The organism is Pseudomonas sp. R3.Fl (assembly GCF_023516765.1).
In the GTDB taxonomy this organism is placed as follows: domain Bacteria; phylum Pseudomonadota; class Gammaproteobacteria; order Pseudomonadales; family Pseudomonadaceae; genus Pseudomonas; species Pseudomonas citronellolis.
Map to the genome: position 1 here is coordinate 5,294,960 of NZ_JAMGSO010000001.1, position 16,686 is coordinate 5,311,645.

The 16,686-nt window shown below is 67.6% G+C and carries 14 protein-coding genes; all 14 read left to right on the top strand.

Annotated features, from left to right (window positions below):
• The first annotated feature begins 88 nt into the window (after positions 1 to 88).
• The 14 genes from acs (at position 89) to astE (ending at position 16,353) form a co-directional block, all read left to right on the top strand.
• On the top strand, positions 89 to 2,044 hold the full coding sequence (gene acs / locus M8R19_RS23380) for an acetate--CoA ligase (RefSeq protein ID WP_249919053.1): 1,956 nt from the start codon (positions 89 to 91) through the stop codon (positions 2,042 to 2,044).
• 700 nt (positions 2,045 to 2,744) lie between these two features.
• Complete coding sequence (aotJ, locus tag M8R19_RS23385) at positions 2,745 to 3,524, top strand: L-arginine-binding protein AotJ (protein ID WP_009620740.1); 780 nt, start codon at positions 2,745 to 2,747, stop codon at positions 3,522 to 3,524.
• 162 nt (positions 3,525 to 3,686) lie between these two features.
• Positions 3,687 to 4,376 carry an ABC transporter permease gene (locus M8R19_RS23390; protein ID WP_009620741.1) on the top strand — a complete coding sequence of 230 codons (690 nt, stop codon included), beginning with the start codon at positions 3,687 to 3,689 and terminating at the stop codon, positions 4,374 to 4,376.
• Between the two features lie 13 nt (positions 4,377 to 4,389).
• Positions 4,390 to 5,088, top strand: a complete 699-nt coding sequence (locus M8R19_RS23395) for an ABC transporter permease (protein WP_043267718.1) — start codon at positions 4,390 to 4,392, stop codon at positions 5,086 to 5,088.
• A 16-nt stretch (positions 5,089 to 5,104) separates the two neighbouring features.
• Positions 5,105 to 6,217 (top strand): succinylglutamate desuccinylase/aspartoacylase family protein, encoded by a 1,113-nt coding sequence (locus tag M8R19_RS23400; RefSeq protein ID WP_249919054.1) that lies wholly within the window; start codon positions 5,105 to 5,107, stop codon positions 6,215 to 6,217.
• Positions 6,218 to 6,232: 15 nt separating this feature from the next.
• Entirely contained in the window at positions 6,233 to 6,997 is a 765-nt protein-coding gene (aotP, locus tag M8R19_RS23405; protein ID WP_009620746.1) for an arginine/ornithine transport ATP-binding protein AotP, read from the top strand.
• Positions 6,998 to 7,031: 34 nt separating this feature from the next.
• Positions 7,032 to 8,015 (top strand): transcriptional regulator ArgR, encoded by a 984-nt coding sequence (gene argR / locus M8R19_RS23410; protein WP_058488795.1) that lies wholly within the window; start codon positions 7,032 to 7,034, stop codon positions 8,013 to 8,015.
• A 648-nt stretch (positions 8,016 to 8,663) separates the two neighbouring features.
• Positions 8,664 to 9,884, top strand: coding sequence for an aspartate aminotransferase family protein (locus M8R19_RS23415; RefSeq protein WP_249919055.1), 1,221 nt, complete (start codon positions 8,664 to 8,666; stop codon positions 9,882 to 9,884).
• 159 nt (positions 9,885 to 10,043) lie between these two features.
• Entirely contained in the window at positions 10,044 to 11,060 is a 1,017-nt protein-coding gene (gene aruF / locus M8R19_RS23420) for an arginine/ornithine succinyltransferase subunit alpha (RefSeq protein ID WP_074976404.1), read from the top strand.
• A gap of 98 nt (positions 11,061 to 11,158) precedes the next feature.
• Complete coding sequence (gene astA / locus M8R19_RS23425) at positions 11,159 to 12,178, top strand: arginine N-succinyltransferase (protein ID WP_249919056.1); 1,020 nt, start codon at positions 11,159 to 11,161, stop codon at positions 12,176 to 12,178.
• A 28-nt stretch (positions 12,179 to 12,206) separates the two neighbouring features.
• Entirely contained in the window at positions 12,207 to 13,670 is a 1,464-nt protein-coding gene (astD, locus tag M8R19_RS23430) for a succinylglutamate-semialdehyde dehydrogenase (RefSeq protein ID WP_074976400.1), read from the top strand.
• Complete coding sequence (astB, locus tag M8R19_RS23435; protein WP_043314240.1) at positions 13,670 to 15,016, top strand: N-succinylarginine dihydrolase; 1,347 nt, start codon at positions 13,670 to 13,672, stop codon at positions 15,014 to 15,016. Before astD ends, astB begins: the two co-directional genes overlap by 1 nt.
• Positions 15,017 to 15,021: 5 nt before the next feature.
• Positions 15,022 to 15,303, top strand: coding sequence for a hypothetical protein (locus M8R19_RS23440; protein ID WP_009620763.1), 282 nt, complete (start codon positions 15,022 to 15,024; stop codon positions 15,301 to 15,303).
• Between the two features lie 51 nt (positions 15,304 to 15,354).
• A complete protein-coding gene (astE, locus tag M8R19_RS23445) occupies positions 15,355 to 16,353 on the top strand; it encodes a succinylglutamate desuccinylase (RefSeq protein ID WP_249919057.1) in 999 nt (332 codons plus the stop codon).
• Positions 16,354 to 16,686 lie beyond the last annotated feature (333 nt).

The following is a 16,686-nucleotide window of genomic DNA, read 5'->3' on the forward strand; positions in this document are numbered from 1 at the left end:
TAAGACCATGGTCGTATGGTCCCTGCGCACCCCGGCCGTTACAACTTGGTCCCAACAAGAACAACACTCCGAACCGAGGTAATGCGTCATGAGTGCGGCATCCGTGTATCCCGTGCGTCCCGAAGTGGCCGCCAATACCCTGACCGACGAAGCCAGCTACAAGAAGCTGTACCAGCAGTCGGTGGTCAACCCCGACGGCTTCTGGCGCGAGCAGGCCCAGCGGGTGGAGTGGATCAAGCCCTTCACCAAGGTCAAGCAGACCTCCTTCGACGACCACCACGTCGACATCAAGTGGTTCGCCGACGGCACGCTCAACGTTTCCTACAATTGCCTGGACCGCCACCTCGCCGAGCGCGGCGACCAGTTGGCGATCATCTGGGAAGGCGACGACCCGTCCGAGCACCAGGAAATCACCTACCGCCAGCTGCACGAGCAGGTCTGCAAGTTCGCCAACGCCTTGCGCGGCCAGGACGTGCACCGCGGCGACGTGGTGACCATCTACATGCCGATGATCCCGGAAGCCGTGGTGGCCATGCTCGCCTGCACCCGCATCGGCGCCATTCACTCCGTGGTGTTCGGCGGCTTCTCCCCCGAAGCCCTGGCCGGGCGCATCATCGACTGCCGCTCGAAGATCGTGATCACCGCCGACGAAGGCGTGCGCGGCGGCAAGAAGACCCCGCTCAAGTCCAACGTCGACGACGCCCTGACCAACCCGGAAACCAACAGCGTGCAGAAGATCATCGTCTGCAAGCGCACCGGTTCGGACATCAAGTGGAACGCGCACCGCGACGTCTGGTACGAAGACCTGATGAAGGTCGCCGGCACCACCTGCGCGCCGAAGGAAATGGGCGCCGAGGACCCGCTGTTCATCCTCTACACCTCCGGCTCCACCGGCAAGCCCAAGGGCGTGCTGCACACCACCGGCGGCTACCTGGTGTACGCCTCGCTGACCCATGAGCGGGTGTTCGACTACCGTCCCGGCGAGGTCTTCTGGTGCACCGCCGACATCGGCTGGGTCACCGGCCACAGCTACGTGGTCTACGGTCCGCTGGCCAACGGCGCGACCACCGTGCTGTTCGAAGGCGTGCCGAACTACCCGGACATCAGCCGCGTCGCCAAGATCGTCGACAAGCACAAGGTCAACATCCTCTACACCGCGCCCACCGCCATCCGCGCCATGATGGCCGAGGGCAAGGCCGCGGTCGAAGGCGCCGACGGCTCCAGCCTGCGCCTGCTGGGCTCGGTGGGCGAACCGATCAACCCGGAAGCCTGGCAGTGGTACTACGAGACCGTCGGCCAGTCGCGCTGCCCGATCGTCGACACCTGGTGGCAGACCGAGACCGGCGCCTGCCTGATGACCCCGCTGCCGGGCGCCCACGCGCTGAAGCCGGGCTCCGCCGCCAAGCCGTTCTTCGGCGTGGTGCCGGCCCTGGTGGACAACCTGGGCAACATCATCGAGGGCGCGGCCGAGGGCAACCTGGTGATCCTCGACTCCTGGCCGGGCCAGGCGCGCACCCTGTACGGCGACCACGACCGTTACGTCGACACCTACTTCAAGACCTTCAAGGGCATGTACTTCACCGGCGACGGCGCCCGTCGCGACGAGGACGGCTACTACTGGATCACCGGCCGCGTCGACGACGTGCTCAACGTCTCCGGCCACCGCATGGGCACCGCCGAGATCGAGAGCGCCATGGTCGCCCACCCGAAAGTGGCCGAGGCCGCGGTGGTCGGCGTGCCGCACGACATCAAGGGGCAGGGCATCTACGTCTACGTCACCCTGAACGCCGGCGAGGAAGCCAACGAGCAACTGCGCCAGGAACTCAAGGCCTGGGTGCGCAAGGAGATCGGCCCGATCGCCACCCCGGACGTCATCCAGTGGGCCCCGGGCCTGCCGAAGACCCGCTCGGGCAAGATCATGCGCCGCATCCTGCGCAAGATCGCCACCGCCGAGTACGACGCCCTGGGCGACATCTCCACCCTGGCCGACCCGGGCGTGGTGCAGCACCTGGTGGACACCCACCGGGCGATGAAAGCCGCCTGATCCGCCTCCGCAACGAAAAACGCCCCGGCTTGCCGGGGCGTTTTTCTTTCTTCCACTGTAGGACAGACCGCGCCAGGATGCTCTTCGTAGGATCGAGGGGGACGCCTAGTTCTTGCTCGCGAATGGGCCCCGCAGCGGAGTGTGTTCGCGAGCAAGCTCGCTCCTACGCCACCCCACCCACGCCATTCCCATGTAGGAGCGCGCCCTGCGCGCGAATCGCGGGCAGGGCCCGCTCCTACAGGTTGATGCCCGACGCCGAATGGCATGCGGTAACACCGCCCCGCCCCGCTGCGACAAAATGAGGCGCCTGGAAACATTTCGCACGCTTGCTGTGCGCCTTTTCTGAACTCCAGAAAACCGCCCCCAGGCTGGAGGCCCCGTATTCATTGAGGCGTACATCCGTTGGCCCGATACCTGCAATGAAAATTGGTTTTACTCTTCCCTCCTTGATCACCTAAAATCCGCCCCGTCAAGACGTCGGAGCCCGCTCTCCGGTGCTTCTATAATTAGTTGTCGCATTGAAGAAATAACCGCCCAGGGGCTGTCGCTAGAATGCCGCTCACCCTGGATGGCGTGGTTTTCCACGAGAAACCCGCCACGGCAATGCGCGCAGACGACAAGAACCTTCACTTCTGCACGGGCAGCCTGGGCCAACCCCTTTCTCCTGCCAATCGAAGTCCTACCCTCGAAGGAGTTACTGATGAAGAAGTTCGCACTTCTCGGCGCGCTGGCGCTCTCCGCTATCACCGCTATGGCCCACGCCGACGACAAGCCCGTGCGTATCGGCATCGAAGCGGCCTACCCGCCGTTCTCCTTCAAGACCCCCGATGGCCAGCTGGCCGGCTTCGACGTCGACATCGGCAACGCCCTGTGCGAAGAGATGAAGGTCAAGTGCACCTGGGTCGAGCAGGAATTCGACGGCCTGATCCCGGCGCTGAAAGTGCGCAAGATCGACGCCATCCTCTCGTCGATGACCATCACCGACGAGCGCAAGAAGTCTGTGGACTTCACCAACAAGTACTACAACACCCCGGCCCGCTACGTGATGAAGGAAGGCTCGGCGCTGAACGACCCGCTGACCGACCTCAAGGGCAAGAAGGTCGGCGTGCTGCGCGGCAGCACCGCGGACCGCTACGCTTCCGGCGAGCTGACCCCGGCCGGCGTGGAAGTGGTGCGCTACAACTCCCAGCAGGAAGCCAACATGGACCTGGTGGCCGGCCGCGTGAACGCGGTGGTCGCCGACTCGGTCAACCTCGACGACGGCTTCCTCAAGACCGACGCCGGCAAGGGCTTCGCCTTCGTCGGCCCGCAACTGACCGACGAGAAGTACTTCGGCGAAGGCGTGGGCATCGCCGTGCGCAAGGGCGATAGCGCCCTGGCCGGCAAGTTCAACGCGGCCATCGCCGCGCTGCGCGCCAACGGCAAGTACAAGCAGGTCCAGGACAAGTACTTCAAGTTCGACGTCTACGGCTCGAACTGACCCCTGACCGGAAAGTGGCGCAAACCCGGGCCGAGACCTGAAGTTTGTGCCACTTTTTTATTGGGCGGCGGACGCTGGGCGACCGCGGCCGGTTTTCCCGGGCTCCGTGGCCCGTCGTTCTGCGTTCGCCGCTGCGGCGAGCGGTTGCATGAGGTGCTGACCATGTTCAACGGTTACGCGGCCACCATCGTCGATGGTGCCTGGCTGACCCTCCAGCTCGCCCTGTTGTCGATGGCCCTGGCGGCGGTGCTCGGCCTGGTCGGCGCGGCCTTCCGCCTGTCGCCGGTCAGGTGGCTGGCCTGGTGCGGCGACGCCTACTCCACGGTGATCCGCGGCGTACCCGACCTGGTGCTGATCCTGCTGATCTTCTACGGCGGCCAGGACCTGGTGAACCGCGTCGCGCCGCTGCTGGGCCACGACGACTACATCGACCTCAACCCCTTCGTCGTCGGCGTCGGCACCCTCGGCTTCATCTTCGGCGCCTACCTCTCGGAAACCTTCCGCGGCGCCTTCATGGCCATCCCCAAGGGCCAGGCCGAGGCCGGCTTCGCCTACGGCATGAGCCACCTGCAGGTGTTCTTCCGCGTGCAGGTGCCGCAGATGATCCGCCTGGCCATCCCCGGCTTCACCAACAACTGGCTGGTGCTGGTCAAGGCCACCGCGCTGATCTCGGTGGTCAGCCTGCAGGACATGATGTTCAAGGCCAAGCAGGCCGCGGACGCCACCCGCGAGCCGTTCACCTGGTACCTGTTCGTCGCCGCCCTCTACCTGGTGGTGACCAGCGTCTCGCTGCTGTTGCTGCGCTTGCTCGAGCGCCGCTACTCGGTGGGCGTCAAGGTCGCGGATTTGTAAGGGGAGCCACGCGATGATCTTCGACTACACCGTCATCTGGGAAAACCTGCCGCTGTACTTCGGCGGCCTGCTGGTGACCCTCAAGCTGCTGCTGATCTCCCTGGCCGTGGGCCTGCTGCTGGCCGTGCCGCTGGCGCTGATGCGCGTGTCCAAGCGCCCGGCGGTGAACCTGCCGGCCTGGCTGTACACCTACGTGATCCGCGGCACGCCCATGCTGGTGCAGCTGTTCCTGATCTACTACGGCCTGGCCCAGTTCGAGGCGGTGCGCAACAGCGTGTTCTGGCCCTGGCTGTCCAACGCCAGCTTCTGCGCCTGCCTGGCCTTCGCCATCAACACCAGCGCCTACACCGCGGAAATCCTCGCCGGCAGCCTCAAGGCCACGCCCCATGGCGAGATCGAGGCGGCCAAGGCCATGGGCATGTCGCGCCTGAAGATGTACCGCCGCATCCTCCTGCCCTCGGCGCTGCGCCGCGCGCTGCCGCAGTACAGCAACGAGGTGATCATGATGCTGCAGACCACCAGCCTGGCCTCCATCGTCACCCTGGTGGACATCACCGGCGCCGCGCGCACCGTGAACTCGCAGTACTACCTGCCGTTCGAGGCCTTCATCACCGCCGGGGTCTTCTACCTGATCCTGACGCTGATCCTGGTGCGCCTGTTCAAGGCCGCCGAACGCCGCTGGCTGGCCTACCTGGCGCCGCGCAAGCACTGAGCCGGAGGAGGGGAACATGCAACGCATCGATCACCTGTTGCCCTGCGCCAGCCTCGGCAGCGAACGCCGCCTGAGCGTGTTCCGCTACGGCGCCGGCCCGCGCAAGGCCTACATCCAGGCCAGCCTGCACGCCGACGAGCTGCCGGGCATGCGCACCGCCTGGGAGCTGAAGCTGCGCCTGGCCGCGCTGGAGGCCGAAGGCCGCCTGCTGGGCACGGTCGAGCTGGTGCCGGTGGCCAACCCCATCGGCCTTGGCCAATGGCTGCAGGCCAGCCACCTCGGGCGTTTCGAGGCGAACAGCGGGCAGAACTTCAACCGCGGCTTCGTCGACCTGGCATCCCTGGTCGAGCCGCGCGTCGCCGGCCAGTTGGGCGCCGATGCCGAGGCCAACGTGCAACTGATCCGCCAGCACATGCGCGAAGTCCTCGACGCGCTGGCGCCGGCCACCTCCGAGCTGCAAGCCATGCAGCGCCTGCTGCTGCGCCACGCCTGCGACGCCGACGTGGTGCTCGACCTGCACTGCGACTTCGAGGCCTGCATCCACCTCTACGCCATTCCCCAGCACTGGCCGCAGTGGCGTTCCCTGGCCGCGCGGCTGAAGGCGGGCGTGGCGCTGCTGGCCGAGGACTCCGGCGGCAACTCCTTCGACGAATCCTGCTCGCTGCCCTGGCTGCGCCTGGCCCGCGCTTATCCACAGGCCGCCGTGCCTGCGGCATGCATGGCCACCACGGTCGAGCTGGGCAGCATGGGCGATACCCGCGTCGAGCAGGCGCGCGCCAACGCCGAGGCGATCCTGGCCTTCCTCGCCGAACAGGGGCTGATCGCCGGCGAATGGCCGCAAGCGCCGGCCGAATGCTGCGAAGGCATGCCCTTCGAGGGCACCGAATACCTCGCCGCGCCCCACGCCGGGGTGGTCAGCTTCCTGCGCCGCGCCGGCGAGTGGGTGGAGAAGGGCGAGGTGCTGTTCGAGGTGGTGGACCCGCTGAACGACAAGGTCAGCACCGTGTACGCCGGGACCGCCGGCGTGCTCTTCGCCCTGGAGCGGGGGCGCTACGCGCTGGCGGGACACTGGATGGCCAAGGTGGCCGGGCGCGAGCCGTTCCGTACGGGCCGGCTGATCAACGACTGAATTCGAGTAACCGACATGTACAAACTGGAAATCCAAGACCTGCACAAGCGCTACGGTACCCACGAAGTGCTCAAGGGCGTTTCCCTGGCGGCGAAAGCGGGCGACGTGATCAGCATCATCGGCTCCTCCGGCTCGGGCAAGAGCACCTTCCTGCGCTGCATCAACCTGCTGGAGCAGCCCCACGCCGGCAAGATCCTGCTCAACGGCGAGGAGCTGAAGCTGGTGCCGAACAAGGACGGCGCGCTCAAGGCCGCCGACACCCGCCAGCTGCAGCGCATGCGCTCGCGCCTGTCGATGGTGTTCCAGCACTTCAACCTGTGGTCGCACATGAGCGCCCTGGACAACGTCATCGAGGCGCCCGTGCACGTGCTCGGCGTGTCGAAGAAGGAAGCCCTGGAGAAGGCCGAGCACTACCTGGCCAAGGTCGGCGTGGCGCACCGCAAGGATGCCTACCCGGCGCACATGAGCGGCGGCGAGCAGCAGCGCGTGGCCATCGCCCGCGCCCTGGCCATGGAGCCGGAGGTGATGCTGTTCGACGAGCCGACCTCGGCGCTGGACCCGGAGCTGGTCGGCGAGGTGCTCAAGGTCATGCAGGACCTGGCCCAGGAAGGCCGCACCATGGTGGTGGTGACCCACGAGATGGGCTTCGCCCGCGAGGTCTCCAACCAGCTGGTGTTCCTGCACAAGGGCCTGGTGGAAGAGCGCGGTTGCCCGAAGGAAGTCCTGGCAAATCCTCAATCGGACCGCCTCAAGCAGTTCCTTTCCGGCAGCTTGAAGTAAGCTGTCCCCCGACGACGTCGACAGAAGCCTCCGCATGACTGCCCAACGCATCGGTTTCCTGCTCTGGCCCCAGACCCGCGCGCTGACCCTGGCGCTCGCCGAGGAGGCCCTGCGGGTCGCCCGGCGCCTGCACCCCGAAGCGCTCTACGACCCGGTGTTCATGAACGCCGAGCAACCCGCCGAGGGCGAAGGCTGGCGCCTGCCGGGGCAGGCCTGGCAGGGCGTGCTGGAGCAGTGCCAGCGCGTCTTCCTGGTCGCCGACGAGGCGCCGCAGCAGGTCTCCGCGCCGCTGGCCGCCGCGCTCAAGCAGCTGGCCCGCGGCGGCGCCAGCGTCGGCGCGCTGTCCGCCGGCATCTACCCGCTGGCCCAGCTCGGCCTGCTCGACGGCTACCGCGCCGCGGTGCACTGGCGCTGGCACGACGACTTCACCGAGCGCTACCCCAAGGTCATCGCCACCAACCACCTGTTCGAGTGGGACCGCGACCGCCTCAGCGCCTGCGGCGGCATGGCCGTGCTCGACCTGCTGCTGGCGGTGCTGTCCCGCGACCACGGCGCGGAACTGGCCGGCGCGGTGTCCGAGGAACTGGTGGTCGAGCGCATCCGCGAAGGCAGCGAGCGCCAGCGCATCCCGCTGAAGAACCGCCTCGGTTCCAGCCATCCGAAGCTCACCCAGGCGGTGCTGCTGATGGAGGCGAACATCGAAGAGCCGCTGACCACCGACGAGATCGCCCAGCACGTCTGCGTGTCGCGCCGCCAACTGGAGCGCATCTTCAAGCAATACCTGACCCGCGTGCCCAGCCAGTACTACCTGGAGCTGCGCCTGAACCGCGCGCGGCAGATGCTGATGCAGACCAGCAAGTCGATCATCCAGATCGGGCTGTCCTGCGGGTTTTCCAGTGGGCCGCACTTCTCCAGTGCTTACCGTAATTTCTTTGGCGTGACCCCTCGTGAGGACCGGAACCAGCGTCGTGGGCAGGGGGCTGCCGATGGTGCGCTGGGGCCGGGGGAGCGGGGGTGAGCTGAGTGGGGGAGGCTCCCGGTTACGCTGATGTTGGGCGTGGCCGCGTTCCCTCTCCCTAGCCCTCGGCTGCGCGCCCCGCCCTGAAGGGAGAGGGGACCGTTGGGCAGATGCTGATGTTTCGGCGTTAGCCGGCTAGCACAGAAATTACCGGCTGAAACCATGTCTCCTCTCGGCACGGACAAGCCCCCTCTCCCTACACAGGGAGAGGGTTGGGGAGAGGGGCGGAGCCGAGCCCAGGCACCGTAGCCACCGGGGAACCCCCTTCGCGAGCAAGCTCGCTCCTACAAGAGCAAGCGTGGTGCTGCGTGGGCTTTTCGTAGGAGCGAGCTTGCTCGCGAACAATCGGGATTTCCCGGCAACGCCGAGCGTCCCGGAGAGGAAGGGCCAGGCGTCCTCTCTCCCCCACGAAAACCCCACCCAACCTTCCCCCGTCCGACCATCGAACAAATTCCCCCGCGCCTTGTACCCCCGGCCCCGCCCTGGCTTTACACTGCGCCTTACCGACGCTTTCTGTCGCATTTCCGAAAGCCTCGGAAATCCACGGGTTGGCGCTATAAGAAGTTGTCGCTTGGCGGCAATGCCAACCGGTTTTTCGTCCCTACAATCCTTCCATCGATAGCCGCCTCACCAGGCAGGAGAACACCGATGTCCGCTCCGCACGCTCAGGTACAACGCTCCGACTTCGACCAGCTGATGGTCCCCAACTACTCCCCGGCCGCTTTCATTCCGGTGCGTGGGCAGGGTTCGCGAGTCTGGGACCAGAGCGGCCGCGAGCTGGTGGACTTCGCCGGTGGCATCGCCGTGAACTCCCTGGGCCACTGCCACCCGGCGCTGGTGGGGGCGCTGGCCGAGCAGGCCAACAAAATCTGGCACGTATCCAACGTGTTCACCAACGAGCCGGCCTTGCGCCTGGCGCAGAAGCTGATCGACGCCACCTTCGCCGAGCGGGTGTTCTTCGCCAACTCCGGCGCCGAGGCCAACGAGGCCGCGCTCAAGTTGGCGCGCCGTTACGCCCACGATGTTTACGGTCCTGAGAAGTACGAGATCATCTCGATGGTCAACAGCTTCCACGGCCGCACCCTGTTCACCGTCAACGTCGGCGGCCAGGCCAAGTACTCCGACGGCTTCGGGCCGAAGGTCGAAGGCATCACCCACATCCCGTTCAACGACCTGGACGCGCTCAAGGCCGCCATCTCGGACAAGACCTGCGCGGTCATCATCGAGCCGGTGCAGGGCGAGAGCGGCGTGCTGCCGGCCGACAAGGCCTACCTGGAAGGCGTACGCAAGCTGTGCGACGACAACGGCGCGCTGCTGATCTTCGACGAAGTGCAGAGCGGTTTCGGCCGTACCGGCTACCTTTACGCCTACCAGCACTACGGCGTGGTCCCGGACATCCTCTCCAGCGCCAAGAGCCTGGGCGGCGGCTTCCCCATCGGCGCCATGCTGACCACCGCGAAGATCGCCGAACACCTGGTCGTCGGCACCCACGGCACCACCTACGGCGGCAACCCGCTGGCCTGCGCGGTGTCCGGCGCGGCCTTCGATGTGATCAATACGCCTGAAGTGCTTGAAGGCGTGCGCGCCAAGCACGAGCGCTTCAAGGCGCGCCTGGAGAAGCTCGGCCAGGAATACGGCATCTTCACCCAGGTCCGCGGCCTCGGCCTGCTGATCGGCGCGGTGCTGGCCGATGCCTGGAAGGGCAAGGCCAAGGACGTGTTCAACGCCGCCGAGCGCGAAGGCCTGATGATCCTGCAGGCCGGCCCGGACGTGGTGCGCTTCGCGCCCAGCCTGGTGATCGACGACGCCGACATCGACGAAGGCCTGGATCGCTTGGAACGCGCGGTGGCCAAGCTCACCCGCGGCTGATCCGCAGTACGGCGCCGGGCATCCCGCCGGCGCCGGTTCGACGCGGCCGGCTTGCCCGGCCGTTTTTCGCAGGCCCCGAATGCGTTGGCGCAGGCTGTTCCGTGCCCGCGACGCGACGGGGAAGTTCATATGGTTTTGTCTGGTTAGAGGAGTGACGCCATGCTGGTGATGCGCCCCGCCCAAGTGGCCGACCTGCAGCAGGTGCAGCGTCTCGCCGCGGACAGCCCGGTCGGCGTCACGTCGCTGCCGGACGACGCGGAACGGCTGAAGGAAAAGATCCTGGCCTCGGAGGCCTCGTTCGCCGCCGAAGTCAGCTACAACGGCGAGGAAAGCTACTTCTTCGTCCTCGAGGACACGCAGACCGGGCAACTGGTCGGCTGCTCGGCCATAGTCGCCTCGGCCGGCTTCTCCGAGCCCTTCTACAGCTTCCGCAACGAGACCTTCGTGCACGCCTCGCGCGAGTTGAAGATCCACAACAAGATCCACGTCCTCTCGCTGTGCCACGACCTCACCGGCAACAGTCTGCTGACCAGCTTCTACGTGCAGCGCGAGCTGGTGAACACGTCCATCGCCGAACTCAACTCCCGCGGCCGCCTGCTGTTCATGGCCAGCCACCCGGAGCGCTTCGCCGACGCCGTGGTCACCGAGATCGTCGGCTACAGCGACGATCAGGGCGAATCGCCGTTCTGGAACGCCGTGGGGCGCAACTTCTTCGACCTCAACTACAGCGAGGCCGAGAAGCTCTCGGGCCTGAAGAGCCGCACCTTCCTCGCCGAGCTGATGCCGCATTACCCGATCTACGTGCCGCTGCTGCCGGACGAGGCCCAGGAAGCCATGGGCCAGGTGCACCCGCGGGCGCAGATCACCTTCGACATCCTGATGCGCGAAGGCTTCGAGACCGACAACTACATCGACATCTTCGATGGCGGCCCGACCCTGCATGCGCGCACTTCGGGCATCCGCTCCATCGCCCAGAGCCGCCTGGTGCCGGTGCGCATCGGCGAGGTGCCCAAGGCCACCCGCAGCTACCTGGTCACCAACGGCCTGCTGCAGGACTACCGCGCCGTGGTCGCCGAGCTGGACTGGGTGCCCGGCAAGCCGGTGACCCTCAGCGCCGAAACCGCCGAGGCCCTGGGCATCGGCGAAGGCGCCAGCGTGCGTCTGGTAGCGGTATGAGTCAGGGGCTGCAGGCTGCCAGCGGCAGGCTGCGGGCCCAAACGGAAGCTTTCGCCTGTGGCCTGCAGCCTGCGGCCTGAAGCCGAAACGGAGTGAATATGATCGTTCGTCCTGTCACCAGCGCCGACCTGCCGGCCCTCATCGAACTGGCGCGCAGCACCGGCACCGGGCTGACCACGCTGCCGGCCAACGAACAGCGCCTGGCGCACCGCGTCGGCTGGGCCGAGAAGGCCTTCCGCGGCGAAGCCGAGCGCGCCGATGCCGACTACCTGTTCGTCCTCGAGGACGATGCCGGCAAGGTCGTCGGCATCTCCGCCGTGGCCGGCGCCGTCGGCCTGCGCGAGCCCTGGTACAACTATCGCGTCGGCCTCACCGTCAGCGCCTCCCAGGAGCTGGGCATCCACCGCGAGATCCCCACGCTGTTCCTGGCCAACGACCTCACCGGGCAGTCCGAGCTGTGCTCGCTGTTCCTGCATGCCGACCACCGCACGGGCCTCAACGGCCGCCTGCTGTCCAAGGCGCGCTTCCTGTTCATCGCCGAGTTCCGCGAGCTGTTCGGCGACAAGGTGATCGCCGAGATGCGCGGCATGTCCGACGCCGACGGCCGCTCGCCGTTCTGGGAAAGCCTGGGCCGGCACTTCTTCAAGATGGAGTTCAGCCAGGCGGACTACCTGACCGGTGTCGGCAACAAGGCCTTCATCGCCGAACTGATGCCGAAGTTCCCGCTATACACCTGCTTCCTCTCGGAAGAGGCGCGCAACGTGATCGGCCGCGTGCACTCGGACACCGAGCCGGCGCTGGCCATGCTCAAGGCCGAGGGCTTCAGCTACCAGGGCTACGTCGACATCTTCGACGCAGGCCCGGCCATCGAGGCGCCGACCGAGAAGATCCGCGCCATCGCCGACAGCCAGGCGCTGGTGCTGGCCATCGGCACGCCGGGCGATGACGCCGAGCCCTACCTGATCCACAACCGCAAGCGCGAGGAATGCCGCATCGCCGCGGCCCCGGCGCGGGTCGCCGCCGGCTCCCTGGTGGTCGACGCGCAGACCGCCAAGCGCCTGCGCCTGTCCGCCGGCGCCTCGGTGCGCGCGGTGCCGCTGTCCGCCGGAAAACGCTGATCCCGCGCGGATCGGAGGAGAACAAGAGATGACTACCCACTACATCGCCGGCCAGTGGCAGGCGGGCGAGGGCGCTACCCTGGAATCCCTCGACCCGGTCAGCCAGGCCGTGGTCTGGAGCGGCCGCGCCGCCAGTGCTGCACAGGTCGATGCCGCCGTGGCCGCCGCCCGCGCCGCCTTCCCGGCCTGGGCGCGGCGCCCGCTGGAGGAACGCATCGTCGTGCTGGAAGCCTTCGCCGCCACCCTCAAGGCGCGCAGCGACGAACTGGCCCGGGCGATCGGCGAGGAAACCGGCAAGCCGCTGTGGGAAGCCGGCACCGAAGTCACCAGCATGGTCAACAAGGTGGCCATCTCGGTCCAGGCCTACCGCGAGCGCACCGGCATCAAGAGCGGCCCGCTGGCCGACGCCAGCGCCGTGCTGCGCCACAAGCCGCACGGGGTGGTCGCGGTGTTCGGCCCCTACAACTTCCCCGGCCACCTGCCCAACGGCCACATAGTGCCGGCGCTGCTGGCCGGCAACTGTGTGATCTTCAAGCCCAGCGAACTGACGCCCAAGGTCGCCGAGCTGACCGTTCGCGCCTGGATCGACGCCGGCCTGCCGGCGGGCGTGCTCAACCTGGTGCAGGGCGCCCGCGACACCGGCGTGGCCCTGGCTGCGCACACGGACATCGACGGCCTGTTCTTCACCGGCTCCAGCCGCACCGGCAATCTGCTGCACAGCCAGTTCGGCGGCCAGCCGCAGAAGATCCTGGCGCTGGAGATGGGCGGCAACAACCCGCTGATCGTCGATGAAGTGAAAGACGTCGACGCCGCGGTCTACACCATCATTCAGTCCGCCTTCATCTCCGCCGGCCAGCGCTGCACCTGCGCGCGGCGCCTGCTGGTGCCGGCGGGCGAGTGGGGCGACGCCCTGCTGGCGCGCCTGGTGGCGGTGACCGCGAGCATCAAGGTCGGCCGCTTCGACGAACAGCCGGCGCCCTTCATGGGCTCGGTGATTTCCCTGGCCGCCGCCGAGCACCTGCTCAAGGCCCAGGAGCACCTGCTGGCCAACGGCGCCGTGGCCCTGCTGGCCATGTCCCAGCCGCTGGAAGGCGCGGCCCTGCTGACCCCCGGCATCCTCGACGTGACCGGCGTGGCGCAGCGCCCGGACGAAGAATTCTTCGGCCCGCTGCTGCAGGTCATCCGTTATGGCGATTTCGACGAAGCAGTGCGCGAAGCCAACGCCACCCAGTACGGCCTGGCCGCCGGCCTGCTGTCCGATTCCCGCGAGCGCTTCGAGGGCTTCCTGCTCGACAGCCGCGCCGGCATCGTCAACTGGAACAAGCAACTGACCGGCGCCGCCAGCAGCGCGCCCTTCGGCGGTATCGGCGCCTCCGGCAACCACCGCCCGAGCGCCTACTACGCCGCCGACTACTGCGCCTATCCGGTGGCCTCGCTGGAAAGCGAAAGCCTTGCCCTGCCTGCAACCCTGACTCCGGGAGTGAGCCTGTGATGACCGCCTATGAAATGAACTTCGACGGTCTTGTCGGCCCGACGCACAACTACGGCGGCCTGTCCTACGGCAACGTCGCCTCGCAGAGCAACAGCCAGGTGGCGTCCAACCCGAAGGAAGCCGCCAAGCAGGGCCTGGCGAAGATGAAGGCGCTGATGGAAATGGGCTTCAAGCAGGGCGTGCTCGCCCCGCAGGAACGCCCGGCCGTGGCCTCGCTGCGAGCCCTCGGCTTCAGCGGCAGCGACGCCGAGGTGATCGCCAAGGCGGCGAAGGAAGCCATGCCGCTGCTCGCCGCGGTCAGCTCGGCCTCCTGCATGTGGACGGCCAATGCCGCCACCGTCAGCCCCAGCGCCGATACCGCCGATGGCCGCGTGCACTTCACCGCGGCCAATCTGAACTGCAAGTTCCACCGCTCCATCGAGCACCCGGTCACCAGCCGCATCCTCGGCGCCATGTTCCGCGACGAGAAACACTTCGCCCACCACGCGGCGCTGCCGGCGGTGGCGCAGTTCGGCGACGAAGGCGCGGCCAACCACACGCGCTTCTGCAAGGGCTACGGCGAGGCCGGCGTGGAGTTCTTCGTGTTCGGCCGCAGCGCCTTCGACAGCCGCTTCCCGGCGCCGCAGCGCTACCCGGCGCGGCAGACCCTGGAAGCCTGCCAGGCGGTGGCCCGCCTGCACGGCCTGGGCGAGGAGGGCGTGGTCTACGCCCAGCAGAACCCGGCGGTGATCGACCAGGGCGTGTTCCACAACGACGTGATTTCCGTGGGCAACGGCGAGGTGCTGTTCTACCACCAGGACGCCTTCCTCGACACCGACAAGGTACTGGCCGAGCTGGACGCCAAGCTGGGCCGCCGCGGCGGCCGCTTCCAGCCGGTCTGCGTGCCGGGCGACCAGGTGAGCGTGGAAGACGCGGTCAGGTCCTACCTGTTCAACAGCCAACTGCTCAGCCGCGCCGACGGCAGCATGCTGCTGATCGTCCCGGAAGAGTGCCGGCAGAACGAGCGCGTGTGGAACTACCTGTCGCGCCTGACCGCCGAGGGCGGGCCGATCCGCGAAGTGAAGGTCTTCGACCTCAAGCAGAGCATGCAGAACGGCGGCGGCCCGGCCTGCCTGCGCCTGCGCGTGGCGCTCAACGAAGCCGAGCTGGCCGCGGTGAACCCCGGCGTGGTCATGACCCCGGCGCTGTACGACACCCTGGTGGCCTGGGTCGACAAGCACTACCGCGACCGCCTGTCCGAAGCCGACCTGGCCGACCCGCAGCTGCTGGTGGAGTGCCGGACGGCATTGGATGAACTGAGCCGGATCCTTAAACTGGGCTCCGTCTATCCCTTCCAGATGAGTTGAACATCATGACCACCGAAAGCCTTCCGCTGATCCTCGAAGACGCCACCGGCGCCCGTCGCGAGACCCACAGCGCCCGCCTGGCCATCCGCCTGGAGGGCCGCGACCTGTGGCTGGAGGCCGACGGCAAGGGCGGCCTGCTGATCTACGCCGAGTCCTTCGAGGAGGACACCGAGGTGCCGCTGCTGGTGGTCCGCCCGCAGGCGGTCAACCAGCTCAGCCTGAGCCTGGAGCTGGAGGCCGCCGAAGTCCACGAACATGGTCCAGACTGTGGTTGTGACCATCACTGATCGCAGGGGCCGCCGCCCGCAGGTGCCGGCGGCCAACCGGGAGACCCGCGCATGCTAGCACTGGGCAAGCTGCTCGACCTGACCCTCGTCGGTCGCGAGCCGACCGAGAAGATCCAGCTCACCGCCGACGGCACGCGCCTGCACTGGCTGGCCGAAGGCGCCCTCGAGGTGACCCCCGCCAGCGGCCGCGACAACGGCCTGGACCTGCTGCTCTCGGCCGGCATCCACGGCAACGAGACGGCGCCCATCGAACTGCTCGACCGCCTGGTCCAGCGCATCGCCCGTGGCGAGCTGAAGCCGGCGGCGCGCCTGCTGTTCCTGCTCGGCAACCCGGAGGCCATGCGCCGCGGCGAGCGCTACCTGGAACAGGACATCAACCGCCTGTTCTGCGGCCGCCACGAGGACGGCAGCGGCAGCGAGGCCCTGCGCGCCGCCGAGCTGGAACGCCTGGCCGCGGTCTTCTTCGCCCGCGACGGCCGCCAGCGCCTGCACTACGACCTGCACACGGCGATCCGCGGCTCGAAGATCGAGCAGTTCGCCCTCTACCCCTGGAGCGAGGGCCGCGAGCATTCCCGCGCGGAGCTGGCGCGCCTGCGCAGCGCCGGGATAGACGCGGTGCTGCTGCAGAACAAGACCGGCATCACCTTCAGCTCCTACACCTACAGCCGCCTGGGCGCTGAGGCCTTCACCCTGGAACTGGGCAAGGCGCGGCCCTTCGGGCAGAACCAGGTGGTCAACCTGGGCCGCCTGGAGGCGCTGCTGCAGGTGCTGGTCGACGGCAGCGAGGCGCCGGCCGGGGAGGGCGGTCTGGATGGCCTGCAGCTGTTCGCCGTGTCCCGCGAGGTGATCAAGCACAGCGACCACTTCCGCCTGCACCTGGACGACGCCGTGGACAACTTCACCGAGCTGGACCACGGCTACCTGCTCGCCGAGGACATCGGCGGCACCCGCTGGATCGTCGAAGAGAAGGGCGCGCGCATCATCTTCCCCAACCCGCGGGTGAGGAACGGCCTGCGCGCCGGCATCCTCGTGGTGCCCACGGAACTCTGAGCGCCTGGCGTTTGGGGCTCTTCGTAGGAGCGAGCTTGCTCGCGAACAGATTTTTCCGGCGGCTGCGGTGCCATGCGGTTCGCGAGCAAGCTCGCTCCTACGAGAAGCCAGGCTCGCCTGCAACGTTGTCCGCAATAGCCGGAACCACCCACGCCATTCCCCTGTAGGAGCGCGCCCTGCGCGCGAAATCGCGGGCAGGGCCCGCTCCTACAGGTTGCCGGGAGGCACGGTATTCCTCCCGCCGTAGGACCTTGTCCGCGATAGCCGGACCCACCGGCGCGATTCGCGGATGAGATCCGCTCCTACGCCGCTCCACCCGCGCCATTCCCCTGC